The organism is Secundilactobacillus mixtipabuli, assembly GCF_002217925.1.
GTDB classification, from domain to species: Bacteria; Bacillota; Bacilli; order Lactobacillales; family Lactobacillaceae; genus Secundilactobacillus; species Secundilactobacillus mixtipabuli.
In genome coordinates, this window is record NZ_BCMF01000009.1 from 1 (window position 1) to 26072 (window position 26072).

General features: G+C 44.9%; 20 protein-coding genes. 9 read left to right on the plus strand and 11 right to left on the minus strand.

The features are described 5' to 3' along the window. Positions 1 to 158: 158 nt before the first annotated feature. Complete coding sequence (gene spx, locus IWT5_RS09190) at positions 159 to 557, minus strand: transcriptional regulator Spx (protein ID WP_089109658.1); 399 nt, start codon at positions 555 to 557, stop codon at positions 159 to 161. A gap of 471 nt (positions 558 to 1028) precedes the next feature. Between spx and IWT5_RS09195 the strand changes: the two genes are divergently transcribed. Together IWT5_RS09195 and IWT5_RS09200 are read left to right on the plus strand one after the other, a co-directional pair. Next, positions 1029 to 3248, plus strand: coding sequence for a cation:proton antiporter (locus IWT5_RS09195; protein WP_159459316.1), 2220 nt, complete (start codon positions 1029 to 1031; stop codon positions 3246 to 3248). Between the two features lie 569 nt (positions 3249 to 3817). Continuing rightward, positions 3818 to 5404, plus strand: a complete 1587-nt coding sequence (locus tag IWT5_RS09200) for a bifunctional metallophosphatase/5'-nucleotidase (RefSeq protein WP_089109660.1) — start codon at positions 3818 to 3820, stop codon at positions 5402 to 5404. A 136-nt stretch (positions 5405 to 5540) separates the two neighbouring features. Here the strand turns inward: IWT5_RS09200 and rny are convergent, their stop codons facing one another. Genes rny through IWT5_RS09215 form a run of 3 tightly spaced genes read right to left on the minus strand, consistent with a single transcriptional unit; the run spans position 5541 to position 8863 of the window. Continuing rightward, positions 5541 to 7130, minus strand: coding sequence for a ribonuclease Y (rny, locus tag IWT5_RS09205; protein WP_089109661.1), 1590 nt, complete (start codon positions 7128 to 7130; stop codon positions 5541 to 5543). A 49-nt stretch (positions 7131 to 7179) separates the two neighbouring features. Then, complete coding sequence (locus IWT5_RS09210; protein ID WP_089109662.1) at positions 7180 to 7860, minus strand: YoaK family protein; 681 nt, start codon at positions 7858 to 7860, stop codon at positions 7180 to 7182. 43 nt (positions 7861 to 7903) lie between these two features. Continuing rightward, positions 7904 to 8863 (minus strand): alpha/beta hydrolase, encoded by a 960-nt coding sequence (locus tag IWT5_RS09215; RefSeq protein ID WP_089109663.1) that lies wholly within the window; start codon positions 8861 to 8863, stop codon positions 7904 to 7906. Between the two features lie 137 nt (positions 8864 to 9000). Between IWT5_RS09215 and IWT5_RS09220 the strand changes: the two genes are divergently transcribed. Continuing rightward, positions 9001 to 9444: a helix-turn-helix domain-containing protein gene (locus tag IWT5_RS09220; RefSeq protein ID WP_089109664.1), complete on the plus strand. Its 444-nt coding sequence runs from the start codon at positions 9001 to 9003 to the stop codon at positions 9442 to 9444. A 58-nt stretch (positions 9445 to 9502) separates the two neighbouring features. Next, on the plus strand, positions 9503 to 10351 hold the full coding sequence (locus IWT5_RS09225) for an SAM-dependent methyltransferase (RefSeq protein WP_089109665.1): 849 nt from the start codon (positions 9503 to 9505) through the stop codon (positions 10349 to 10351). A 131-nt stretch (positions 10352 to 10482) separates the two neighbouring features. Here IWT5_RS09225 and IWT5_RS09230 read toward each other — a convergent pair whose 3' ends face one another. The 7 genes from IWT5_RS09230 to IWT5_RS09260 all read right to left on the minus strand — a co-directional run bounded on the left by IWT5_RS09230 (position 10483) and on the right by IWT5_RS09260 (position 19977). Further along, complete coding sequence (locus tag IWT5_RS09230; RefSeq protein ID WP_089109666.1) at positions 10483 to 11628, minus strand: RNA-guided endonuclease TnpB family protein; 1146 nt, start codon at positions 11626 to 11628, stop codon at positions 10483 to 10485. Between the two features lie 205 nt (positions 11629 to 11833). Beyond that, positions 11834 to 14092, minus strand: coding sequence for a glycoside hydrolase family 65 protein (locus tag IWT5_RS09235; protein WP_089109667.1), 2259 nt, complete (start codon positions 14090 to 14092; stop codon positions 11834 to 11836). 58 nt (positions 14093 to 14150) lie between these two features. Then, entirely contained in the window at positions 14151 to 15566 is a 1416-nt protein-coding gene (locus IWT5_RS09240) for an SLC45 family MFS transporter (RefSeq protein ID WP_089109668.1), read from the minus strand. A gap of 255 nt (positions 15567 to 15821) precedes the next feature. Then, positions 15822 to 16811, minus strand: coding sequence for a LacI family DNA-binding transcriptional regulator (locus IWT5_RS09245; protein WP_089109669.1), 990 nt, complete (start codon positions 16809 to 16811; stop codon positions 15822 to 15824). A gap of 190 nt (positions 16812 to 17001) precedes the next feature. Then, positions 17002 to 18078 carry a 3-dehydroquinate synthase gene (gene aroB / locus IWT5_RS09250; protein ID WP_089109670.1) on the minus strand — a complete coding sequence of 359 codons (1077 nt, stop codon included), beginning with the start codon at positions 18076 to 18078 and terminating at the stop codon, positions 17002 to 17004. A 1-nt stretch (position 18079) separates the two neighbouring features. Next, positions 18080 to 19099, minus strand: a complete 1020-nt coding sequence (gene aroF / locus IWT5_RS09255; protein ID WP_089109671.1) for a 3-deoxy-7-phosphoheptulonate synthase — start codon at positions 19097 to 19099, stop codon at positions 18080 to 18082. 11 nt (positions 19100 to 19110) lie between these two features. Continuing rightward, positions 19111 to 19977: a shikimate dehydrogenase gene (locus IWT5_RS09260; RefSeq protein ID WP_089109672.1), complete on the minus strand. Its 867-nt coding sequence runs from the start codon at positions 19975 to 19977 to the stop codon at positions 19111 to 19113. 1141 nt (positions 19978 to 21118) lie between these two features. Here IWT5_RS09260 and IWT5_RS09265 point away from each other — a divergent pair. The 5 genes from IWT5_RS09265 (at position 21119) to IWT5_RS09285 (ending at position 26058) form a co-directional block, all read left to right on the plus strand. Further along, complete coding sequence (locus IWT5_RS09265) at positions 21119 to 22594, plus strand: anthranilate synthase component I family protein (protein WP_089109673.1); 1476 nt, start codon at positions 21119 to 21121, stop codon at positions 22592 to 22594. Next, positions 22578 to 23186, plus strand: coding sequence for an anthranilate synthase component II (locus IWT5_RS09270; protein WP_089109674.1), 609 nt, complete (start codon positions 22578 to 22580; stop codon positions 23184 to 23186). Before IWT5_RS09265 ends, IWT5_RS09270 begins: the two co-directional genes overlap by 17 nt. A 490-nt stretch (positions 23187 to 23676) precedes the next feature. Next, a complete protein-coding gene (gene trpD, locus IWT5_RS09275; protein WP_089109753.1) occupies positions 23677 to 24699 on the plus strand; it encodes an anthranilate phosphoribosyltransferase in 1023 nt (340 codons plus the stop codon). Continuing rightward, positions 24696 to 25475, plus strand: coding sequence for an indole-3-glycerol phosphate synthase TrpC (trpC, locus tag IWT5_RS09280; RefSeq protein WP_089109675.1), 780 nt, complete (start codon positions 24696 to 24698; stop codon positions 25473 to 25475). The genes trpD and trpC overlap by 4 nt, the downstream gene beginning before the upstream one ends. Before the next feature lie 4 nt (positions 25476 to 25479). Continuing rightward, complete coding sequence (locus tag IWT5_RS09285) at positions 25480 to 26058, plus strand: phosphoribosylanthranilate isomerase (RefSeq protein WP_089109676.1); 579 nt, start codon at positions 25480 to 25482, stop codon at positions 26056 to 26058. The last annotated feature ends 14 nt before the right edge of the window (positions 26059 to 26072 follow it).

The following is a 26072-nucleotide window of genomic DNA, read 5'->3' on the forward strand; positions in this document are numbered from 1 at the left end:
CATTATCCAAAAAATCAGACAAGCTTAAGGCTTATTTAGTGTGCGCTATTTTCGATACATTATCAAAATAAATTCATCTCGTAAGTCGCTTCATACTTGACTTATGGTAGAAAAAAACAGCATCTTCAAATGAGATGCTGCTGCAGGTTTAGTTTAAATTATGAACTGAGCTGTGATTCTAAATCGCGTAATTCTGCCACCCGAACTTCACGTGGTAAGAATCGGCGAATCTCTTCTTCGTTGTAACCAACTTCCAAGCGTTTATCATCAAAGATAATCGGTCGCTTAATTAAATCAGGATACTTAACAACTAAGTCAACTAACTGGCTGACTGCCAAATCGTCCAAATTGATATGGAGTTCTTTAAAGACGTTTGAACGCGTAGAGATAATGTCCTCACTGCCGTTTTCAGTTAAACGTAAGATCTGCTTAACTTCATCGGCATTAAGTGGATTGGACTTAATGTTACGTTCCTTAAACGGAATGTGATGATTTTCTAACCATGCACGAGCTTTACGACTTGATGCGCTGCTCGGTGCAACGTATAAATTAATCATATATAAGCACTTCCTTCATTTCGCTTTCCCCTAGTAACAAACAAAAAACTAAAACAAAAGCAAAGGTGCATCTTAATTCATTCATTACTAAGTCCCCAACACTTCATCACGAACAACATTATAATACCATCAAATTTCAAATAATGCAATACTGTTTTTATAGTTTTTTGCTTGTGAAAAGATATTTATTGATTGTCACAAAGTTTGTTGAAAATGTTATAACCACGCCTGTCATAGCAAAATAAAATTGTGTACGTTTATAAAATTAATTTAATAGATTATGAATCCGTTATAACGCCTCAAAACACTTGATTTTACTAGGTTACTTACTCTTTGAAAGTTAAATTTCAGGTCCTGCATTTCTGTTTATCGCCTTGAAAAATTGTTATCGCAGCTTAAGTAATCCGATTATAGCAATCCAATATTACGCGCGCTATAATTTACTTAATTCATTTTGGGGGAGTGGTTCCATTGGCTTCATTCTTTACGATTTTACTGTTAGTGGTTGCGGCGATTGCCGCTAATATTGTTTTTGCAATTTATCCCAAAGTACCGTTAGCTTTTTACGAGATCATTGCTGGCGTACTGTTATCTTTAGTGCCACTGTTCAATAACTTCCACTTGGAGCCAGAGGTATTTATGCTGGTCATCATTGCACCCCTGATGTTTAATGATGGTCAAAACACCGACATGCACCGGCTGCGGAAGAACATTAATTCAACGCTATCGTTAGCCGTTGTTTTAGCGTTAGTCACCATTCTAGCCGGTGGGGTACTCACCCATGTTTTGTGGGGCACATTACCGCTAGCCCTTTGCTTTGCACTTGCGGCTATCGTCACCCCAACGGACGCCGTGGCGGTCACTTCGATCACGTCTGGGATTGAAGTTCCTGAACACGTGATGGGTGCGTTGGAAAATGAATCACTCTTTAATGACGCTTCCGGTATCGTTGCCATGGACCTGGCTTTAACGGCCTTTAGTACGGGAGAATTTTCATTGGCTAAAGGAACGGAACACTTTTTAGTCGTCTTTTTAGGTGGGATCGCTGTTGGCGCTATTTTGGGCTTAATCATTGTCATCATCCGGGTGCTTTTTCAGCGTAAAACGTTGGACACGATCGCCGTTATTCTGCCGTTTAGTTTACTAACCCCGTTTATCGTGTATCTAACCGCTGAACACTTCGGCTTTTCCGGTATCTTAGCCGTTGTTGCTGCAGGAATCATTCACGGCATTCAGGGCAAGCAATTACGGCTAACTTCAACGCAAACTCAAGTGGTGACTAAGACGACTTGGGAAACAGCTACCAACCTGCTCAACGGATTTGTGTTCGTTTTGCTAGGTGCCTCCATTCCGAGCGTTTTGAACGATCTTTCTACTACAGAAATCCACAACCTACCACTATTAATCTTAACCGCTGCCTGCTTATACCTGCTAATGGCCGTTATGCGCTTTCTGTGGTGCATGCTTAACCTCATTTCGCTGCCGTCTAAGGAAACTCGTTTTAAGGACAGTATCATTATGGCGCTTAGTGGGGTCCACGGTACCATTACCCTGTCAATGGCGTTCTCACTACCATTAGTTGTCGCTGGTCACGCCTTTCCATTCCGCAGCGCGATCATTTTAATTGCCGGAATCATTATCCTGCTGAGTATGATCGTGCCAACTTTCACATTGCCATTTCTCCTGCCAAATAAACGGGTCCCTTACTCCGCTGATGAATTTAGCGATCAATTGGTGAAAATGGTTAACTTTGCGATTGACCAGTTGCGGCGTTCAAATGACCATTCCGGTGCGCTACCAGGTGTGATTGAAGTCTTGAACAGTCAAAAAAATCAGTCTCAAAAGAATGCCAACTCTAAACTGGTTCATCAACTACTCCAACAGACTGAGAATGTTGAACAAGCCACCGTTACCGAAATGATTGATAATGGTGAAGTTGAGGCCCCGTTTGGCTGGCAATATAGTCGTGCCATTATTTTCCAGTCACAATTCGCCTTTCTCAGCCCTTGGGCAAAGTTTAAAATGTGGTTTAAAATGTTCGGTTTCCGTTTCTTCCCTAAAATTTCTCGAAAACACTTTAATAAATCGTTCCAGCAAACCCGCCAGGTCAAAATGAAGTGGCTCAAAGATCACGGCCAAGCCGAAAAATTTAACGACTACCAAAAATTCTATCTTGAACACAAAGATGACAGGCTGCCCCAAACCGAAAAAGAGAAAACTGACCAACCAAAACAGCTGGCTTTACCAGTGACGAAAGCAAAATTATTGCCAGCCGTTCAGGTTACTGAGCAGTTACAGCTGCCAGGTTCATTGCAGCCAAGGGGTCATCGCCCTAGTCGTCGGCCTCGTGGACAGCAGCGAGGAATGAGTCCAGAAGCTAAAAAAGCTTTTAGCCGGCTCAGTCAAGCTGGCTATGACAGAGTTAACGGCTACTTGGATGCTATTGAAACAGATGATAATCGCCAAGAAGTCGATGTCATTCGTCACTACTACAATGTTCGCCGCTCAAGAATGACGCATAGTGAGGCAACCAGCGAAGCCGAAAACGAACTGTTTTTAATGGCGTTTCAGTTTGAGTATAGCTACGTTCAAAACATCAGTCAGGACAAAGACTTATCAAGCGAACTGATCGACGAACTTCACAAGAAAATCTCAATGGATCAGATGGTTTATATGCAAAGTGGCAATTAGCTCACAGGCTCAACTATCTTTAAAATCCGATTTAGTCATCTAACTGTTATTGTATCTTCACACTTTCTTCACATTTCGGATTTATATTAATAACAACCTAATATTTAGATAATATTAAGTAAGCTTTTTCATTTTACTCCTCCAAAGTAAAATAAAGTTTCCGTGAACCCCATCACGAAAATGCCTACTCCTATGTTGGATCTACCCTCCCCCGGGTGGATCTTTTTTTGTAGGGTGCGAAACGAAGCGGTTAGAGACTGGAGCCTAGTGGGAGCAGGGTAAAAATCCTGGGCTTGGATTTATGGCCTGATTTCACTAGGTGCAAGTCTCTGCTTCGTGTAGCCCGACTAAATCACGGTGCGGAAGCAAGCGCTCAGAGAGCGAAACCTAAGGCGCTTTCGACAAAAATCCCGGGCTTGGATTTATGTCGGAAGTGACTTAGGTGCAGCTCTTTGCTTGCTGTAGCCTGACTCAGCTATGCTGCAAGTCCCCCCTCTCTGCGGTTGCTATCCCGACAGAAAAAACTTATAATTTTCTATAATTATACTAACCGCATTGGAGGAAACGACATGCTCACACTTACGATTCTTTCAACCAGCGATACGCACGGCTTTATTTTCCCAACTAATTACGTCAAACCCCGGGCCCATATGCCTTTCGGGCTGATTCGGGCCGCAACGGTACTTGCTGCAGAACAGCAGTCAGCACCGGGACCGGTAATCACCATTGATGATGGTGATTTTTTAGCTGGTTCTCCTTTAGCCTACTATGTCGCCCAGGTGCAGCCGCACGCAGACCCGCAGCCCCTGGTCAGAATCTATAATCAAATTCACTACGATGCCGAAATTTTAGGCAACCACGAATTTGATTACGGCACTGATTATTTGGAGCGGGCACTGAATGCAAGTGATCGCCCAGTTGTGAATGCAAATATCTTGGATGCTACCGGCCGGCCATTATTTGGCCAGCAGTACCGCCTTATCGAACGCGATGGCGTTAAAATCGCCATTATCGGGTTAACGACCCGAGCCGTCCTGCAGTGGAAAAATCATGATAATGTGAGCAATGATGTCCACTTTCACACTGCCGTTTCGATCGCTAAAGAACTTGTGCCGAAGTTAAAGAAAATAGCTGATGTCGTCATCGTCAGTTATCACGGTGGTTTTGAACGAAACTTAAAGACCGGTAAACTGATTGAGTCACTGAGCAATGGCGAAAATGAAGCCTACCAGCTGCTCTCTGAGGTCAAAGGCATCGATGCGTTAATCACTGGCCATCAACACCGAAAAATCGCTACAACCGTCTTTGACGTCCCTGTGACACAGCCTGGCTATCGCGGTGAAGCTGTGGGTAAAATTGTCCTTCATTTAGAGCCCTCAAAAGAGGGCGGCTATGTTGTCACTGACAAAAGCGCTCATCTTATCGAGACTAAAGATGCCAAATTTGACCAACAGATAGCCATTCATAGCCATCAGCTCGATAAAAAGGTCGATCACTGGCTGGCTGAGCCCCTGGCTCGAATAGATGGTGACCTCACCTTCAAAAGCGCTGAGAAAGCCAGAATGGAAGAAACAGCCTACACTGAATTCATTCAGCACGTTCAAATGGCCACAATGGACGCAGACATCTCCGCAACTTCATTGTTTAACAATGAAGGCCATGGGTTTGAAAATCCGATCACAATGCGCAACATTATGACTAATTACGTCTATCCCGATGGCTTAGCGCTGGAACTCATTACCGGCAAAGAACTTAAAGCTGCCTTGGAAAAAGCGGCCACTTACTTCACGCTTAATTTAAACGGTCAAATCATCGTTAATCCCGCCTTTTATTCGCCGAAATTACGCCATTATAATTATGATATGTACGAAGGCATCAATTACCGGATCAACGTTGCAAAACCAGTTGGCCATCGCATCGACAAACTGCTGTTTAAGGGTCAACCCGTGACGGAAGCACAAACTTTCAAATTAGTTGTCAATCGTTATCGCGCAGGTGGTGGCGGTCACTATGACATGTTCCATGCAGATAAGATTATTGCCGAAAATAAAACGCCAATGAGTCAGCTGATTGCCGATTATCTCCGAGCACATTCAGTCATTAAAGCATCGGTTAACCATAATTTTGAAGTGGTAAACGAGCCTGATAACGCTTAAACCACCGATTCTAACTGATATCAAAAACCAACAAAAGAAGCAGTCTTGAGATCATAAAATCTCAAGACTGCTTCTTTTATGTTTCGTTAAAAGATAAAGTGATATCACATTTTACAAAACGTCCCTAGGCGCTGTTTCAGGCCCGTTTTTTCTTCTTTTTACCAGGTTTATCACCAACGTACTCAACGGCTCGCAGTTCACGAATCGTTGTAACTTTGATTTTCCCTGGATAAGTCAGTTCTTCTTCAATCTGGTTCTTCACGTTTTCAGTCAATTCAGCACTCGCTTTATCATCCAATACCTTTGGCTGAACCACGATCCGAATTTCACGACCAGCTTGAATCGCGTAACTTTCTTGAACACCTTTTTGATCGTTCGCAATCTTTTCCAAGCTGTGGAGCCGGTTGATATATTCCTCTACTGACTCACTTCTAGCACCAGGACGGGAACCTGACACGGCATCCGCAATGGCAACTAGCGACGAAATCGGTGACGTCACTTCAACGTCGCCATGGTGAGAGGCAATCGCGTTGACCACGACTGGATCCTCACCATAGGCTTTGGCTAAAGCAACCCCGATTTCAACGTGGGTCCCTTCGATTTCATGGTCAATGGCCTTCCCAATATCATGAAGCAGACCAGCCCGTTTAGCTAAACGAACGTCTTCACCCAATTCAGCAGCCATGACACCAGCCATTTGAGCCACTTCAATGGAGTGATTCAAAACGTTTTGACCATATGACGTTCTGAACTTCAAACGGCCAATAATTTTCATAAAGTCTGGGTGCATAAAGCCCACCTTCAATAAGCTGACAGCCCGTTCACCCGTTTGGCGAAGGTCTTTAAGCACATCGTTTTGGGCGGTTTGCACCTGTTTTTCAATAGCAGCAGCCGTAATTTTACGGGAAGCCAACAAGCTCTCAATTGCGATACGCGTTGTTTCACGCCGGATCGGATCATGGGTACTGATCAGCAGCAGGTTCGGTTGATCAGGATCAAACACAAGGTCAGTCCCCGTCAGCGATTCTAATAAACGAATATGCTGACCATCACGACCAATCAACTTACTCTTAGTCTCATTAGTTGGTACCAGCACCGAATGTTCCGCGTGTTCACGGGGCCAGTCAACGGGCCCGCGTTGAATCGATTCAATAATCAGGTTACGAGCAGCCTTATCCGCTGATGCTTCAGCGTTATCAGTTAACTCACGAACCGTCACGTCTGCTTCTTGCTCAAGGTTACGGGCAGTTTCCAGCCGGATCTGATCCTTGGCTTCATTAGTCGTTAATTCAGCACGCTTAGACACTTCGTTTTGCCGATCAATAAACAACTGACGCGCCTGCTTCTTGGTCTCATCCAGATGAGTCTGATCCGCGTTTAGTGCAGTCTGTGTCTCATCGATTGCAGCTTGACGCTGATCTAAGCGTTCTTCCATCTGTTTCAAAGTGACCTGACGTTGCTCAGTTCGTTTCTGCCGGTTCTCAGTCTCTGATTGCTGATCAACTAATTCAGCTTCGGTTGATTGCCGTTCTGCCTGAATCTTTGCCTTCGCTTCAGTGAGATATTTTGTCGCTTGTTGTTCCGCGTCTTGACGAGCGGACTCCCGAAGTGCCGCTGCTTGTTTAGTTGCTTCATTAACTTCGCGCTGGTGCTTTTGGCGACGAACAATAAAACCAGCCAAAAGACCAATCACGAGGGTCGCAACCACGATGATCGTATCAATCATGTCGGCACTTCCTTCATTTATAGTTTCGATATACCTTTGTCATTATACGCTATTGTGCGCTATTTCTAAAGCGACTGGTCAGGTAAATCGTTAACAAACCAGCTGCGTTTAAGACTAAAACCGCCCACATAATGATATCCGAACTCATTTTCATACAGATCATTGCGGATAAGCTGGCACCCACGACAAACGTCGCCAGGGTAGCCAGCAACCATAAACACTTCGAGCGACTTACCTGGTCGTGCTCAACGAGCCAATGATATAACGCGACCATCATATTTTTCGTATTCCCCGTCATAATCCCGTTATTCACCGTTGTATTCTTAACTTCACGAAAACTGGTCAATTCATAACCTGACAGCCAGCCTAAAATGAAAATCAGCACCAGTTCGCTAAACCATTTCTGCCCCAAGGCCGTAATCAGTAGCGTCACAACGACAATACTCATTAACCAGAGATATCGCTGCCTCAAATCCCGCTTATTATTCAACCAGCTTAACGCGGCCTGAGCGACAAAACATCCCAGTGCAAAACCAAACCAGATTGGTAAACAAACCCAGGCCTGACCGAAACCGCCACGAGCAAACTTCACTGCAAAAACAACTAAGTTGCCCGTTTGCGCGCTGGCAAACGTTTCATTATGAGCAATATACGTATACGCATCAACGGCCCCCATTGAAAAAGTCGCCAAAAAGGTCAGCCAGCTAAACGATGCCCGATTTGTGGTCACAGTAACATCCCCCAAAAAGTCTCTGGTTAAATTATAGCATTCACTACTTAAAATATCGGTCTAGAAAAGCTTTAACCGTACTGCGGTAAAGGGCCGGCGCGTGAGCATAGGACTTGGCATGCTGGGCACCGCTGACTAATAGGAGGCGTTTCGGTCCCTTATCTGCCTTATACAACGGATAAACCATTCGCGTCGGTACAAAAGTATCGTGCGTGCCGTGAATAAACAACATTGGCTTATGATTTTTAGCCACTTGTTTTAACGCGCTTGCCTGCTTAAAGGTATAGCCATTTTTAAGGTAATTAATGCCACTGACGACGGGAACCAGTGGATATTCCGGCAGATTGTACATTGATTTAGCCTGATATTTGATTTCATCATAAACGCTAGTATAGCCACAATCTTCAATGAAGCCTTTGACTTGTTTCGGCGTTTTTTCGCCACTGACCATCATAGTCGTCGCACCGCCCATACTCGTCCCAAACATCACGATTTGCGATTGTGACCCGTTTCTACGAATCACTTGCTTGATCCAGTTTAAATAATCTAATCGATCTGGCCAGCCATAACCAATGTAGTTTCCCTGACTCTTACCTGCCCCACGATCATCCGGCAACAGGACGTTATACCCAAGCTCATGGAACAACCCTGCGTATTCTCCCATTTTATCGCTGCTGCCACCAAAACCGTGCGCAATCACAATCGTTTTATGCGTCGTTTTATCAGCTGGCACATAATTTGCCACTAGCTTCAGGTGCTTAGTCGCTGAAGTTTCATGCCAAACTAACTTTTTAGTCCCCTGATACCAGTTCTTCTCACGGTAAAGCGGGTCACTCTTTTTTATGGCACTGCTATTATTAATAAACGTTTTCTTACCGCGGGCAACCGCCATATTGTAGAAGTAATAGCCTGCGGACCCAATTCCGATACAAATGATTCCGGCAACGATCAATAATCCGATCAGCCAGTGTTTTAAATGCTTATTCAACGTGTGCACATCCATTCTTTAAAGGTATACGGGGTATATCATACCATAAGGTATCCGCCACTTGAACTCGCCGCCAAATCACCTAAGAAATGAAACCCATTATCCACAAAACGCTCCGTTAGGTATACAATAGAAGTTGAGAGGTGATGTGCATGTTTTCCGAACGACTCCGGGCATTGCGCCGTGGTCAAGATTTAACGCTAGGCCAATTGGCAACTGCCTTAAATCAATTATTTAAACCCAATAAAGAACATCGAAATACTGCGGCCCAGATTGGTAATTGGGAACGTGGCATCCGGGTTCCTTCGTATATGGAAGTTCGTAAATTAGCGGAATTTTTTGACGTCACGATGGATTATTTGGCAGGTAAATCAGAACGTGATGAATACGACTTGGATCGGCTGTTTCTTTCTGGCAAGGAATTAAAATTCGGCCAAAAAGCCTTATCATCAGACGATCGATATGCCATTTATCAGCTGATGAACGGCTACATCCACGGTCGTTCCCGTCGACTGGACATTAACGATGAGGATACGCCCATTACCCACCAAGAATCACTTGAGCTTGGGCTTGATAACGAAAAATCACAACAATAATATTAACGCGTCATTCGGATTATGCTCGAATGACGCGTTTGTGTCTGGAGGTCTTTTTTTGAACCCAAAACAAAAGAAAAAGCTGCTCAAACGGGCGCGCAGTCAGCGAACCGCGAAGCCATCAGACTATATCGCAACGCTGGAACGATATAACAGTCTGTTTAGCCACTTCCCAGCAATTAAAATTTTAATCAATAACGTTCTCCAAGCTGACCGGTTACTCAAACAAGGCCTATTGCCCCAAACGTTACCGCAGCTGCTACTGCCTGATGACACGCAGGATGTTATTTTTAAAACGCTCAACGAAACCTTCCCAGCGGGTGATCCGGAAGGTGATCAACAATGGAATCAATTATCCGACGCCCTGCCTGACCTAGATAAAAAATTACGCAGTTTCCGCGACTACCTCGAAGAAACTTACGGTATGTGGGCGTATATCTCAGCACCCGTGGCAAAAGATCTGGCTGATTTTGTTAACGGCCGACCAGCCTTAGAGGTCATGGCAGGTAATGGTTACGTTTCAAAGGGCTTACGCGATAATGGTCAAACCGTGGTGACCACTGACTCAAAGGATTGGACCAAGGAAAATGAAACGGGTAAACATCCGGTCACTAAGATCGAGCAATTAAGCGCTAGCGATGCCTTTACCAAGTATCAGGATCAAGTTGACGTGATTATTATGGTTTGGTCGCCAGACGGGTTGGAAATTGACTGGCAGCTCCTGCAACAGATCCGCGCTGCTGATAAAGATTTTGATTTCATCGTCATCGGTGAGAAAAATGGTGCGACGGATTCAAAAGCCTTCTGGCAGCACGCTGAGCTTTTGGATACCCCTGAAGTCAAAGCATTAAACAAACACTTCAACCACTTTGATTTGATTCATGATCAGATTTATTTAGTGAAATAAGCGCAGTGAACTACTCGTCACTAAAGTAACGAGCTTCTAGGAACACCGCTGACTTACACCTCATTCGTTGAATGGCATGCAGAGGTTACGGCTATTAGCTAAGGCACGTTCCATGCCAGTCAGTCTAGATGCTACTCAGTAGCCTGTAAGATATTGGTAGCGGCATTGATGTCCCTGTCGTGGTTGATCCCACAGGTTGGACACGTCCACTGGCGAATATCCAAAGTATGCTTACCATCGTCATAGCCACAGTTGGAACAGATCTGAGAAGTCTTTCTGGGGTTAACAGTAACTAACTGTTTCCCATACCAAACACACTTGTATTCCAGCATTACACGCAGTTTTCGCCAAGATTGGTTGGCAATCGCCCTGGATAATTTGTGATTTTTCAGCAGATTTTTGGCTTTCAAATCTTCAATCTTAATCACGTCAAACTGCTCAACCAATTTCTTCGTGGCGTTATGCAAATAGTTATCCCGTTGATTGGCGATCTTTTCATTATATTTGGCGACCATACGTTTAGCCTTCTGATAATTTTTAAAGTCGGTCAGCTCTCGTGGTTCAATTACCTTATTGTGATGATCCCAAGCAATCGCTGCTTGTGCCTGCTGGCGACGTCTCGCTAACCGTTTTTCCCAGTAATGTTTCTTCTTACTGAGCCGTTTATCAAATCTAATGGTGGGGTATTTGATCCCATCGGAAGTAATCATGAGATCAGAAACGCCCATGTCAATGCCGACCACCTTTGAAGTTTTGGGCAGTACTTCGACGTTAGTATCAATCAGGACAATGGCATAGAACTTACCGGCAGCAGAGCGTCGAATCGTCACGTTCTTAATCTTGCCAATTGGTTGTCGTCCGGCTTTAAATCTCAGGCGCCCCAACTTGGGTAGCTTAAGATGATGCTGATCGATCACTTGGATATTTTGATTAACGGCATTGCATTGATAGCTCTGTTTGGGGAACTTACGGGATTTGAACCTCGGAAATCCGCTGTGTTCTTTGAACATTTTTTGATAGGCGTGATGTAAGTCGCGACTCACGTGCAGCAATGAAGTCGACTCCGCTGCTTTAAGAAACGGGTATTCCTGTTTCAAACACTTAATGAGGTAGTTCATGCCAAACTCATTGACGTAACTACCGCCGTCTGCGTAACGCTGCTTCTGCATGTCGAGCAGCTGATTCCAAACGAAACGGCAGTAACCGAAGTTGGCAATAATCTTCTCTTGCTGTTCAGTCGTGGGATATATGCGGGTTTTAATGGCTTTTAGCGTCATCACGGTAACATCCTTTAATTTTGTCTTCTGCAAACGTATGTTCGCATTATACAATATTCCCAAAGTATTACCAACAAATAATGCAAGAAAATGGCAATTCATCACGTCCTTAAAAGAACGTGTTTCCTTGCCTGACATCAAAAAGAAGCCGAGAATTAATCTTCTCAGCTTCTTTTATTTTATCTAGAGACTCTTTGTTGTTCAATTAATCCTTCAGTTCAACTGGTTTCCCTGCCAAGTCAACTGTCAATGGATCACCCGACAAAAGCGTTAGGTGAGTGCCATCTTGATCAACTTTAACTTGAACCGAACGACCCCGGAACTGAATCCGGAATTGATAACTGTTCCACTTCTTAGGGAGGAAGGGTGCGAAGTGTAATTGGTCATTGCGAACCCGCATACCAGCAAACCCTTGAACAATGGCTAACCAGCCACCGGTCATGGACGTAATGTGCAAGCCGTCAACCGTATCATTGTTGTAGTTATCCAGATCCAAACGAGCAGTCCGTTCATACATTTCAACGGCCTTATCTTCATAGTGAAGATCAGAAGCCAGAATGGAATGGATAGCAGCAGACAAACTAGATTCATGAACCGTCAGTGGTTCATAGAAGTCGAAGTTGGCTTTCTTTTGTTCTGGTGTAAAGTCATCGATAAAGTCCCAGATACCTTGTAAAACATCGCCTTGCTTGATGTAAGGTGAACGCAAGATCTTATCCCATGACCAGTGCTGGTTAATTGGTAATTGATCAGCAGGGATAGCTGAAACGGGCTTAATGTCTTTATCCAAGAACCCATCATGCTGAACGAAGATGCCAAGATCCTTGTCCTCTGGTAAGTAGAAACGATCAACAATGTCTTGCCAATGCTTCTTTTCATCATCAGTAACGGCTAATTTCTTAGCGACTTCTGGTGAAACTTCGTCTAATATCTCCAAAGTGTAGGTCAAAGTCCATTTAGCCAAATAGTTCGTGTACCAGTTGTTATCAACGTTGTTTTCGTATTCATCAGGGCCGGTAACACCGTGGATCATGTACTTTTGGTTACGTTCGCTAAAGTGTACCCGATCAGCCCAGAACCTAGAAATTTCGGTCAGGACCTTACTGCCTTCGTTCAGCACGTAGCTCTTATCGCCAGTGTAACGGGTGTAGTTGTAAATGGCGAACGCGATGTCACCATTCCGGTGAATTTCTTCAAACGTGATTTCCCATTCGTTGTGGCATTCAATCCCGTTGAAGGTCACCATTGGGAATAAGGCACCTTTAAGGCCTTGTTCCTTAGCATTGACGTATGCACCATCCAGTTGCTGGTAACGATACATCAGCAAACTGCGTGTCACCGTTGGATTCGTAATTCCCAGGTAAACGGGAACGGCAAAAGCTTCAGTGTCCCAGTATGTGGCACCGCCGTACTTTTCACCAGTAAATCCTTTAGGGCCGATGTTCAAGCGGCTATCTTCACCATAGTAGGTCGAGAACAGCTGGAACAAGTTGAAGCGAATCCCCTGTTGCGATTCAGTATCACCATCAATCTCAACATCGGATTTTTCCCAGCGCTCTGCCCAGATTTTAGCGTGAGCGGCAAACAAATCGTCGTATGATACCGCGGTTGCTTTCGCACTTAGATCATTCATGGCTGCTTCCAGCTTGTCTTGTGTGTCGTAATCACGGGAGGTAACAACGGTGATCCGTTTAACGATCTTAGTACTTTGGTTGGGTGCTAATTCACCGCTAAACTGATTAACAACTTCTTTATCATTTGGCTGATTGACCTTTTCTTGGGCCAAGTCAGCTTCGTTGGTCATCTTAATGCCAACGGTAAACCGTGGTGTGCCAAATGGATTTTCTTTAGTGATGGCAACGATTGAACCGTTAGTTGCGTTTTGTTCTGTCTTAAGGACGTCCCAGAAACGTTCGTCGTAGTTGGCGTCTTCGTTTTGAACATCAGCATCCATGGCTGATTTAAAGGTCACTTTAACGGCCTCATTGCTCTTGTTTGTGGCGGTAACGCGAATACCAACTAATTCCTTGTTGGCCACACTGATGAACCGTTCAAAGTTCATTGCGATGGCGTGACCGTTTTTGGTGACCGTGAATGACCGGGTCAATTTCGACTGTTTCATATCCAGATTCAGTTCAAAATCAGAAACCTTATCCTTGGCTAAGTCGATGGGTTCGCCATCGATCAAAACGTTTAATTTAATGAAATTGATGGCGTTAATGACCTTACCGAAGTACTTCGGATAGCCATTCTTCCACCAACCGACACGGGTCTTGTCTGGGAACCAAACGCCACCGAGGTAAATTCCCTTCAGTGAGTCCCCTGAATAATCTTCTTCAAAGAAACCGCGCATCCCCATGTATTCGTTACCTAAACTAGTCATGGATTCCTGAAGACGCTTGTTTTCAGGATCTAGCTTATGCGTAACAATGTTCCAGGGGGTGACTTCAAAAGTTCGTTTCATTCTAAAATTGTCCTCCTTGTTGACTTACAGACTGAATTTGATCAAAGGCTTAACGTTATTATTCCTCTGCGTCTGCTGGTTCTTCTTTAGCATCAGACTTACGAGCCCAGACTTCTTTAACAACACCAACACTCAAAGCACCTAAGATCAGGAAGAGGCCTGACAAGAGAAGCATGGTTGGCATGTGTGAGCCTAACAATGGGAATAAAGCGAAACTTGCGATTGAAGCAACGATTTGTGGTAAGCAAATACTACTGTTGAACAAGCCCAAGTAAGTCCCCATGTTTTCTGAATCTTCGATAGCGTTGGTCAAGAAAGTGAATGGGAAGGCGTTCATAGCAGCCCAAGCACAGCCAATTAAAATAAATGAAACGATCAACGTGTACTTATCATGAATAAAGAAGATTGAACCAAAACCAAGACCACCCATCACTAAACTAATTGAGTAGAACAGTTTGTGATGGTTGTTGCCGACCCGTGAAAGGACCAGTGCCCAGATAACGGCAGCAATCGCTTGAACGGCTGACATAACCCCGTACCAGTTACCAGCATCTTGATAGCCTGCCGATGCAACGTTAGCAGTGTGCCAAACGTTATCAGCAATGGCACCAGTTGAGTAGGTCCACAGGTATTGGAAGCCCATCCAGCAGAAGAATTGAACGATGGAAACGGTCCAGAAAATCTTTGGAGCAGTCTTTAAGGCTTCAAAAATACCCTTCTTCTTGCTGTCGTCAGAGATACCGTGATACTTAGCGTAAGTCACTGGATCGTATTCCTTAACTCGGAAAACAGTCAGTAAGCAGCAAAGTAACAGGATAATGGCACCAGCGTAAAATGACCAGACAACTGAGTTAGGAACAGTCCCCTTCTTAGCCACGTTAGCGATCCCCAAAGCAGTTAAGGCATATGGGAAGATACTTGCTAATAAGGCACCGGCGTTTGATGCGAAACTTTGAATCGAGTAGCCAAACCCTTTTTGCTTTTCGTTGACCATATCACCAATCATCATCTTAAAGGGTTGCATGGCAACGTTAGATGAAAGATCCATGAATAGCAACGTGATGGCGCCAAACCATAGAGCAGCCAGTGAACCGTAACCAAAGCCTAAGCTACCAGCATTTGGTAATAGGAACATGACGATCATGGCGACAATAGCACCAATTAACAAATACGGAATTCGACGGCCGAGTTTTGGCATCCAAGTTCGGTCTGAGAAATACCCGACTAACGGTTGAACGATCATCCCAGCCAATGGTGGCAGAATGAAGAAGAAACCTAAGTTGTTCGGATCAGCACCAATGGTTTGGAAAATCCGCCCCATGTTCGTGCTTTGAAGTTGAAACGCCATTTGGACACCCAGAAACCCGAAGTTGATCAGGAAAATTGTACTGGTTGGCAAGGATGGCAATAAATCTTTTTTGGGTTCAGCAGCTTTTGCTGACCCATCAGTGACATCAGTTACTGATTGTGCCATATGAATCCCTCCTAAAATATAGAAACAGAAAATTGCAAACGCTTTCCGCAAGAACTATTATGCAACCGTTTCCATTTTAGTGCAACCGGTTGCACTAAACTTTTAAAGAAAAGTGAAATTCAAGTTTGCTTTCTAGCCTATTGTGATAGGCTTTAACTCGATTTCACTTTTTTTAAATTTTTTATTTAAAATTCAGAATAGGCCACCATGATCAGACTGCTCCAAAAGCCCGCCACGATAGTTGTTTCAAGTAACTTACCGTTCAATCGTAAAGGGAATCATCTCAGAATGTTTAGCTGGATCAACTAAAACTCGAACGGCAGCAGCCCCCATCGTTTGTGGATACAGTTCAACAAAACGAACCATGGGACCCATTAACAAATTATTTGTTCGATTCCGGTTAAAACTGATTAAAGGAACTTCTCGGTCTAGTTGCCGCCATAATAGTTGATAGATCATTAAACCTAACCGATCATCCGTTGTGACGATGCCATCGATTGTTTGTCGCGTCATTAGGAACTGGGCGATGGCATCATCCAGCTTCATCTGCCCTTTAAGGGATACTTTAAGAACTTCGGAAGGAATACCAGCAGTAGTCATAGCCTGCTGGAAGCCTAACCGCCGCTTACGCTCAAACCCTTGCTCTGGATCAGATTCAACAAAAAGCGTCCGTTTGGCGTTGAATTTTCGGAGCATGTACTCGCCCGCTTTTTGCCCGGCCAACTGATTATCGTTATTCACAAAGCACTCATCCTCGGCATTAGGATCACCTATCACAACGTAGTCAACTTTTTGTTCTCGCAGTAATTTGATAACGGGATCCGCTTTCTTAGAGTAGAGTAAAACGAAGTAACGGATCAGCCCCTGACTGATCAACGCTGCCACGTTTGCCGTTAATTCATCCATGGTATTCGCAATCGCAACTGATAATACCCCGTTTCGTGGTCGTAATTCCCGGTTGATCCCCATTAAAATGTCCACGTAAAATGGATTACTGGCGGTACTCATTTCACCTGGTGGAAAGACGACGCCAATAGCGTTAGAGACGCCATTCGTTAAATTCTTGGCATTGTAATTTGGTAAGTAGCCCATTTCATCAGCAATCGCCTTAATTTTATCCCTAGTTTTCTGACTGATCTTGGGATGATTATTTAGTGCCCGTGAAGCAGTTGAACCTGATACCCCCGCACGCTTAGCAATATCACGAATCGTCACCATGGTGATTTCCCCCTCTACTTTTTCCATTGTATCAGAAAACCGGTCATTCGCATGATGGACATCACACTTATCCCATTTTAAACTGCGATCAACCCAAACACAAAAAAGCTGAAGGTTTCATCCCTCAGCTTTTTTTAAACTATTTCAAATTTCGCAATAATGTCCTTCACGCTATAACAACGCCTTCCCAAACGTTGTTACCACGCCCTACTCATAACTATTCAGCCACGGGTAGGTGTAAAAATGAAGCAATTTCGTTGCTTGGAATCGACTTGATCTTGGGTCGTCCGATGGCCGTCAGATAAACCAGATTCAAGTGTCCATGCCGGTTTTTCTTATCGTTTTTAACTTTATCCAGTACCAGTGGTGAATTTAATAGATCATCAGTCACTGGTAACCCAACCGCCGCAAAGCGATCACGTAACTTTTCAGTGATACCTGCTTCCGCCAAGCCAGCATTTTCAAATACCCGCATAATGGCGACGGTACCAATGCTAACCGCTTCACCATGTCGTAAGCCGCCATCAGCCAATGCTTCAACAGCATGACCGATGGTGTGGCCAAAGTTCAGTAACTGACGCGTACCGCTTTCGGTTTCATCAGCCATCACGACAGACGCTTTATAATGAATCGAGCGGGCACTGAGTTCAGGCGAATGAGTAATCAAATCAGCCGGACTGTTAATGGTCTCGATCAGTTGCCAAAAGTCACCACCTTCCAGTGCGGCAGTCTTCACGATTTCACCATAACCTTCAACTAAGTCACGCTGTTTCATGGTGGCTAAGGTATCAGGATCGACGATGACTAGATCCGGTTCGTAAAAAGCGCCAATAATATTTTTAATGTTATCAAGGTCCACAGCCGTTTTACCGCCCACTGAACTATCCACTTGAGCCAGCAATGACGTTGGTATTTGAATAAAGGACAGTCCACGCATGTATGAAGCAGCCAGTAACCCTGCTAGGTCACCCGTAACGCCACCACCTAATGCAATGACACTATCATCACGGTTAAAGGCATCCGCTGCCATTTGCCGTGCTAAATCAGCTAAGACCGTCAGTGACTTAGACGCCTCACCTGCCGGAAAAACGTAACGATGAACATCAAAACCAGCAGCCGTTAACGCATCAGCAACCTGTTCTTGATATAAAGGGGCAACGTTATCATCACTGACCAGCGCAATTTTTCGGGCTGACCACTGTTTTGCAACTAACTCGCCGACCTTCTTTAACAAGCCGCGTTCAATTAAAACATCGTATTTTGTCTCTGGTAACGTCACAGAAACAGTTGTCATCTTAGCGCCCCGCTTCCGCTTGTTCTACTGGTAAACCAGTGGTTAATAATTCCCGAATGGCAAAGGCTTTGTCGGATAATTCTTTGAATTCGTTAGGCTTCAAAGCTTGTGGTCCATCGGAAAGCGCGTGAGCTGGGTCATCATGAATTTCAACAACTAAGCCTGAAGCACCAGCTGCAACACCGGCTAAGGCTAATGGTGTCACAAATTCCGTGTGACCTGAGGCATGACTTGGGTCAATGATAACTGGGTAATGCGTTAACTTCTGGAGGACTGGTACAACACCAACATCCATGGTGTTCCGGGTGTATTTGTTATCGAAGGTCCGGATCCCACGTTCAGCAATCATAATATTGTGGTTACCACCTGCAGCAATGTATTCTGAGGCGTTTAAAATATCATCCACAGTAGCTGACATACCACGCTTCAACATCACTGGAATGTTGGTCTTACCAACGGCTTTAAGCAGTGAGAAGTTTTGCATGTTACGAGCGCCAATTTGGAAAATATCCGTGTATTTAGCAACCAGTTTCACGTGCTCGTCATCCATCACTTCTGTCAACACATCCATGTTGTACTGATCAGCTGCGCGGCGTAAGAACTTCAATCCATCTTCGCCTAACCCTTGGAATGAGTATGGGGAGGTCCGTGGCTTGTAAGCACCGCCACGAAGGATCGTTGCACCATTGGCTTTAGCAACTGCTGCCATCTTCATCACGTGTTCTTCTGATTCAACGGAACATGGGCCTGCCATCATCGTGAAGTTATCGCCACCGATGATGCTGTGCTTGGTTTTGATCACCGTATCTTCTGGGTGAAATTCACGGCTGCCTTGAACAGCCTTGGGTACGTCATTGATCAGTTCAGTAGCTGCTTCACGTTCACTGTCTGATAAATCAGCTGCCGTAATCCCTTGAATGGCTACTCGGTTATGATGGACGAAGATTTCGTGGGTGTTACTGAAGTGCTGTTGGAGCTCTGCAATCGTTTCTTGGTCGTTACTTTTCAATACAATAATCATATTTATCATCCTCACTTTTTGGTGTGTTCTAATTGTTGTTTGATTACATTTTTAACTTTATCAATTGGCATTTTCTGACCCATCCAGCGATTAAAGGATCCAGCTGCTTGCTGAACCAGTATGCCAAGACCGTTCATGGTATGACAGCCCTGCTGCTTCGCTTGGGCTAAAAATGGTGTTTCAAGTGGCGCATAAATTGCATCAGCAATTATCTGTCCGGTATGAAGTACAGCCATGACCTGCGGTGAAACGGGACTGCGAGTATCATCCGCCATTCCCAAATTAGTGGTGTTGACGATGACGTCTGCCTGCTGAAGTTCTGCTGCCATCTGGTCTTCATCTTCATAGGGTAAGACCCGAATGTGATCCGACCAGCTAGCCAGTCGCTGCTTCAGTTCGTTAAACGTTCCGTTCTGCCGTTTAAAAACGACTACTTCTGCGCCCTCATTAGCTGTAGCTAGGATAATCGCTCTGCCCGCACCGCCAGCTCCTAATACTGCTACTCGCTTTCCCTTCACACTGACTTGTTCATCCGCCAACGCGTTGATAAATCCTTCGCCATCCGTACTGTCACCGATTAAGCGGCCTGATCGGTTGATCACCGTGTTAACCGCCCTCAGTTGTTTAGCCACTGGGGTAAGCTCATCAAGATACTTAATGATCTGCTGCTTATAGGGCATCGAAACGTTAATACCGCGTATCGGCAGCGCTCGCATCGATTGAACTGCATTTTCGAACTGTGATTGTTCAACGTCGAATGCGAGGTAAACGCTGTTGATGCCTAAAGCTTGAAAACTCGTGTTGTGAATCAGCGGTGACAAACTGTGCCGCGCGGGCTTTGCAATAAAGCCATATAAACTTGTGTGTGCATCAACCAATTTGTCACCTCCCTAACTTTCTAATCAAAATAAAAACGTCTCGTAATGTTTTGCTTTCACAAAACACTGCGAGACGTTTGAACGTCGAAATTATAACAACGGAGTCTTCCGTGTCACACAGTGTTTTGAAAACTTCTGTGTGACCGGCAAGTGATGCTGAAAAACTATTGGCCGCACAGATTGCAGTGATGCGTGTCTGCAACCTGTCCGGTGTAGACACTACATTGACCAATAGTAACTAAATCGATTTAATTGTCGGTTTAATGCTTTCGTTTTCAGAATCATAATTGAAACTCCCTTTGCTGTTTTGATTTGTTGTATATGACAATAAACTATTAGAATTATTCTGTCAAGCACTAACCTAATTTTAATCTTCTTTAATTTTTAAACACACTTAAAGAACTGCATAATAACAGTATTCTCGGCTCAATAATAATTTTAAATTTTTTTGATGTTTTACCCTTGAATCTAGCTTTCCTCTTTTAAATTGCTTTAAGTACGGTCTTTATTGACGATTGTTAACCGATTCAGCTAACTAAATTAATTTGATTGTTTAATTTACCGGTAAAAAAAGGCTTCGTCACTCTCTTCCCTACATTAAATGGAAAAGTGCTCCTTTATCATAAAACGGTGTCCTTCCATTAGAGATTATGAGAATTGAATAATGACATTCTTCTTTCAACTTGACAAAATTTAAATTATTGCGTAATGTAAGTGCCAATTAAACACCGTCCATACAAACCAATGATGTGGAGATCAAGATTATCGTGCACGTAAAGAGAGCCGCCGTAGCTGAGAGTGCGACCGAACGCAGGTAATTAAATGGACCACGGAGGGGCGCCCCGAAAGATTCCGAGTACGGGAGCACGTACAGACATACGTCAGTTGTCGGAAATGTGATTACGCATTTCGCTAAGGGTGATGCGAGGGTAAAGTCCCTGCATCAAATTAAGGTGGCACCGCGGAAATAAACTCCGTCCTTAACTTAAACGCTAGTAATAGCGTTTTATGTTATGGGCGGCGTTTTCGTATACCGCAAAGGAGTGTTCACTTATGACAAACCCAAACAACCAGAAACGATGGCAAACTCCAAGATTAAATGTAGCCACCACTAACAAACATTATATTGGAGGAATTCACCATGACATTAAACGAACTGCTTGCCACCGCTAAAGGCTATCCAGCTGCACCGGTGACTTTAGAATTTCAACTTGCTGACTTTGATGCTGTCAGTTTGTTCAACGCTTTAAAAGAAGCGCAAGAACCCGGTTTTCTGTTAACTGGGAAACCAAAGAAGACCGAAGATGGCTATACCTTCATCGGACTCGCACCAAAACAAACTTTCACCTACCGTGATGGCGTGCTGACGACCACTGTTGAAGGTGGTAAAACGACCACTGAGAAAACGGCACTAAAACCCATCTTGGAAACCATCTTAAAACAGCATCAAACACCCCTTATCCCTGGACTACCACCATTTACAGGCGGATTAATCGGCTATTTCAGTTATGATTATGCTAAATATGCCACTACCGCACTGAAACAAAAAGTAGCTGATCCAATGGACTTAGACGATGCCGACCTCCTACTGGTTGACCGCGTGATTGCTTACAACCATCGCCAACAAAAAGTCACCCTCAGCCAAATCATTCCAACTGACGAACTGGCTGAACGCTACGACGATGTGATGGCCGATTTGAAACAGCTTCAACAATTGATCGTCAATGCCCAGCCAAAACCATTACCACGATTTGCATTGACCCAACCCTTCCATTTCCAATTCAGCTTGTCAGAATTTTCAGAACGAGTAGCAGTTGCTCAAAAACACATCGTGGACGGCGACATTTTTCAACTGATTTTCTCCAACCCGCAACAGGCTGCTATGAGCGGTTCGTTGCTAGGGGTTGCGCCAACCTTATTTAGAGACAGTCCCAGTCCTTACCAGTTCTATTTCCACCACCGTGACTTTGAAACGTTAGGTGCATCTCCTGAAACCTTGATCACCAAACGTGGCGACACCCTCTTCACCTATCCGCTGGCCGGTACTCGTCGACGTGGTGCGACCAAGGAAGAGGACGATAAGTTTGCCCACGAATTGCAGACTTCCGAGAAGGAAAAATCCGAGCATAATATGCTGATTGATTTAGGGCGAAATGACTTGGGCGTTGTCAGTCAGTTTGGTTCTGTCAAAGTCACCAAGACTCGGAATTTACTGAAATTCGCCAACGTGATGCACTTGGGTTCAACAGTAGAAAGTACCGCCAATCCGAAGGTATCCGCCATGGATATCGTTAACGCTGTTCTTCCCGCCGGTACCTTATCAGGTGCGCCGAAGATATCCGCTATGCAGATCATCTCCAAACTGGAAAACCGCAAACGTGGGGTTTACGGCGGCTGCCTAGGCTACCTGGATTTCAGCGGCGACTTGGACCTTTGTATCGGTATCCGGCTGACCTACCGGAAGGGTGACCAAATTGTGGTTCATTCCGGTGCCGGGATCGTAGCTGACAGCATTGCTAAATATGAATATCAGGAATTTAACAACAAGGCCCGCGCAGTGGTTAACGCGATCAACACAGCAGATCAAGGAGGCGTCGCTCATGCTTTATCTAATTGATAATTACGATAGTTTCACCTATAACTTGTATCAACTTATCGGCACACTTAGTGAGGAACCCATCACCGTGGTGAAAAATGATGAACTCACGGCTGATGAACTTTTAGCTAAGCATCCAATGGGAATCATCCTTTCCCCAGGGCCTGGTCGTCCAGAAGACGCCGGCAATATGATGCAGATTCTCCGGGTCTTTATCGGCCGGGTACCAATCCTCGGCGTTTGTCTCGGTCACCAAGCCATTGGTGAAGCTTATGGCGCCCAAGTGGTTCACGCGCCAAAGCTCATGCACGGGAAGCCGTCACTCATGACACAGCAGGGACACGCCGATATGTTTAACAACTGTCCTACTCAATTTGAGGCAGCTCGATACCACTCACTGGTCATTGAGCCATCAACCATGCCGGACGATTTAACCGTAACAGCAACAGCTGATGACGGTACGATCCAAGCCGTGGCTGATGAAGCTAACCAGGTTTACGGTGTGCAATTCCATCCCGAATCCATCATGACTGACGCTGAAGTTGGCAAACAGATTATAAAAAATTATTTAGCTCAAATTCGCGTTGCAATGGCGCTTGGCAAGCTTGCGTAAAATTAAATTTAGAATAAAGTGTTGACAATATTTTCATAAAGTTTTAATCTATTGTCAATCAAACAAATTCGCTCATACAAACCAATGATGTGGAGATCAAGATTATCGTGCACGTAAAGAGAGCCGCCGTAGCTGAGAGTGCGACCGAACGCAGGTAATCAAATGGACCACGGAGGGGCGCCCCGAAAGATTCCGAGTACGGGAGCACGTACAGACATACGTCAGTTGTCGGAAATGTGATTACGCATTTCGCTAAGGGTGATGTGAGGGAGAAGTCCCTGCATCAAATTAAGGTGGCACCGCGGAATTCAAACTCCGTCCTTAACAAAACGCTATTTATAGCGCGAATGTTATGGGCGGAGTTTTTCTATTCCAAAGGAGATCTTAATGATGACAAATCTAAATCAAAAACGATGGCAAAGCCTCTCAGCTGAATCAACTCAATTGATGAACACGAACTGACAATAAACTGGAGGAATTTACCATGACAATGACAATTGAAAACGCAATTACTAAAGTAGCAGGCCGTACCGATTTAACCTTTGACGAAATGAACGACGTGATGAACGAGATCATGGATGGCAAAGCTAATGACATTCAAATTTCAAGTTTACTGACCGCTTTAACCGTCAAGCACGAGACCGTGCAAGAAATTGCGGGTGCTGCTAATTCAATGAGAGATCACGCTTTAACCTTTAAAGCCGGGGAACCGGTTCTTGAAATCGTCGGTACTGGTGGTGATCACGCCAACTCATTTAACATTTCAACCACTTCATCATTAGTTGCCGCAGCTGCTGGTACGCCAGTTGCTAAGCACGGTAACCGGGCCGCTTCATCTAAGAGCGGTGCCGCTGATGTGCTTGAAGCCTTAGGTGTGAACATCAACGTCACACCAGAAGCCAGTGAAGATATCTTAAATCAAATCGGCATCTGCTTCTTATTCGCACAGGAATATCACAAGGCCATGCGCTTTGTGGCTCCCGTTCGTAAAACACTGGGAATTCGAACCTTATTCAACGTCCTTGGGCCATTAGCCAACCCAGCTCACGCAGGAATGCAGCTACTGGGTGTCTATGATGATGAGCTTCTAGAACCAATGGCACACGTCCTTCACGAGTTAGGTGTTAAAAATGCTTTAGTCATTCATGGTACTGATGGTTTAGATGAAGCTTCCATTTCCGCACCAACCCACGTAGTTGAAGTTCGTGGTGACGATTTCAAGTCTTACACCATCACCCCAGAACAATTTGGTTTGAAGCGTGCTGAAAAGCAAGACATCGTTGGCGGCACACCTGCTGACAACGCGCAGATCACTCGCGATGTCCTGGCTGGCAAGCCTGGTCCAAAGCGCGACATCGTTCTCTTGAACGCCGGCTTGGCACTCTACACTGCTCATCCAGAGTTAACCATGGCAGGTGCCGTTAAGAAAGCTGCTGAAGTGATCGACAGTGGCGCCGCTGAAAAGAAATTAAACGAATTAATCGACTTAACGAAAGGAGCACAGGTAGCATGATTCTAGACGACCTTGTGGCAGCCACAAAACGCCGCCTCCAACGTGAAAAAACCATTATCTCAGTTGACGACATGAAAGCTAAAGCCGCCGCAACGCCGACTAAGGATCCACAAGCGGTTTACGACCGCTTCAATGCACCTGGCATTCATCTGATCGGTGAAGTTAAAAAAGCTTCCCCATCTAAAGGGCTGATTGCAAAACAGTTCCCCTACTTAGAAATTGCCGAAGATTATGACCGGCACGGTGTCAGCGCCATCTCAGTGCTCACTGAGCCGGATTACTTCAAGGGCGACATTCACTACCTGCAAGAAATTGCAGCCAACGTCAATGTCCCCGTTCTGCGAAAAGATTTCGTGGTTGATCCGTACATGCTTTACCAAGCTAAAGCTGCCGGTGCCAGCATCGTGTTATTAATAGTAGCAATTCTCAGTGATCAGCAGCTGAAAGACTACTTTAAACTAGCCCACGAACTTGGATTAGCCGCATTAGTCGAAGCCCACGATGAACAGGAATTACAGCGGGCCGTGAATGTAGGCGCTCAACTGATTGGGGTCAACAACCGCGACCTTAGAACCTTTGATGTTTCGCTGAACAACAGCATCAAGTTACGTAAACTGGTGCCAAACAAAATTGCCTTCGTTGCTGAAAGCGGGATTCATACCCGAGACGACGTGAAAGTAATGGAAGCCAACCACATGAACGGCATCTTGATTGGTGAAGCCTTAATGACTGCACCTGATAAAGCAGAAAAAATTACGCAATTGCTAGGAGTGTGATGACATGACGCAAATCAAAATCTGTGGGTTAATGCGAGAACAAGATACGCAGGTAGTTAATGAAGTGCACCCGGATTTCGCTGGTTTTGTGTTTGCGAAAAGTCGCCGTCAAATCTCATTGGCAACTGCCTTAAAATTCCGGCAACTGCTTGATCCGTCAATTCCTACTGCTGGCGTGTTCGTTAATGAACCGCTAGAAAACATGTTAAACATTTACCGCAGCGGTGCGATTCAAATCGTTCAACTGCACGGGCACGAATCCGAAGAAACGGTTAAAGCACTAAAAGAGGCGGGAGCGACTGTTTTTCAAGTCTTTAAACCGAACGCCAAGATTACACCCACCGCAGCTGATTACGTGATGCTGGATAGTGGCAACGGTTCAGGAATTACCCTGGACTGGACGCGAGTGCCAAAAGCACCCCACCCATTTATCCTCGCTGGTGGGCTTACCCCCGACAACGTCACCACCGCCATCAACACGGTTCACCCCGATGTGATCGACGTCTCCAGCGGTGTTGAAACCAACGGTCAAAAGGATCCCGATAAGATTCGCGCAATCGTTGCAACTACTCATGCTAACTAATGAAAGGAAACTTG

Bases quoted from the DNA above. Each gene is read 5' to 3' on its own strand.
- spx (WP_089109658.1), bottom strand. From the start codon at position 557: ATGATTAATTTATACGTTGCACCGAGCAGCGCATCAAGTCGTAAAGCT.
- IWT5_RS09200 (WP_089109660.1), top strand. From the start codon at position 3,818: ATGCTCACACTTACGATTCTTTCAACCAGCGATACGCACGGCTTTATT.
- rny (WP_089109661.1), bottom strand. From the start codon at position 7,130: ATGATTGATACGATCATCGTGGTTGCGACCCTCGTGATTGGTCTTTTG.
- IWT5_RS09215 (WP_089109663.1), bottom strand. From the start codon at position 8,863: ATGGATGTGCACACGTTGAATAAGCATTTAAAACACTGGCTGATCGGA.
- IWT5_RS09220 (WP_089109664.1), top strand. From the start codon at position 9,001: ATGTTTTCCGAACGACTCCGGGCATTGCGCCGTGGTCAAGATTTAACG.
- IWT5_RS09230 (WP_089109666.1), bottom strand. From the start codon at position 11,628: ATGACGCTAAAAGCCATTAAAACCCGCATATATCCCACGACTGAACAG.
- IWT5_RS09235 (WP_089109667.1), bottom strand. From the start codon at position 14,092: ATGAAACGAACTTTTGAAGTCACCCCCTGGAACATTGTTACGCATAAG.
- IWT5_RS09240 (WP_089109668.1), bottom strand. From the start codon at position 15,566: ATGGCACAATCAGTAACTGATGTCACTGATGGGTCAGCAAAAGCTGCT.
- IWT5_RS09245 (WP_089109669.1), bottom strand. From the start codon at position 16,811: ATGGAAAAAGTAGAGGGGGAAATCACCATGGTGACGATTCGTGATATT.
- aroB (WP_089109670.1), bottom strand. From the start codon at position 18,078: ATGACAACTGTTTCTGTGACGTTACCAGAGACAAAATACGATGTTTTA.
- aroF (WP_089109671.1), bottom strand. From the start codon at position 19,099: ATGATTATTGTATTGAAAAGTAACGACCAAGAAACGATTGCAGAGCTC.
- IWT5_RS09265 (WP_089109673.1), top strand. From the start codon at position 21,119: ATGACATTAAACGAACTGCTTGCCACCGCTAAAGGCTATCCAGCTGCA.
- IWT5_RS09270 (WP_089109674.1), top strand. From the start codon at position 22,578: ATGCTTTATCTAATTGATAATTACGATAGTTTCACCTATAACTTGTAT.
- trpD (WP_089109753.1), top strand. From the start codon at position 23,677: ATGACAATTGAAAACGCAATTACTAAAGTAGCAGGCCGTACCGATTTA.
- trpC (WP_089109675.1), top strand. From the start codon at position 24,696: ATGATTCTAGACGACCTTGTGGCAGCCACAAAACGCCGCCTCCAACGT.
- IWT5_RS09285 (WP_089109676.1), top strand. From the start codon at position 25,480: ATGACGCAAATCAAAATCTGTGGGTTAATGCGAGAACAAGATACGCAG.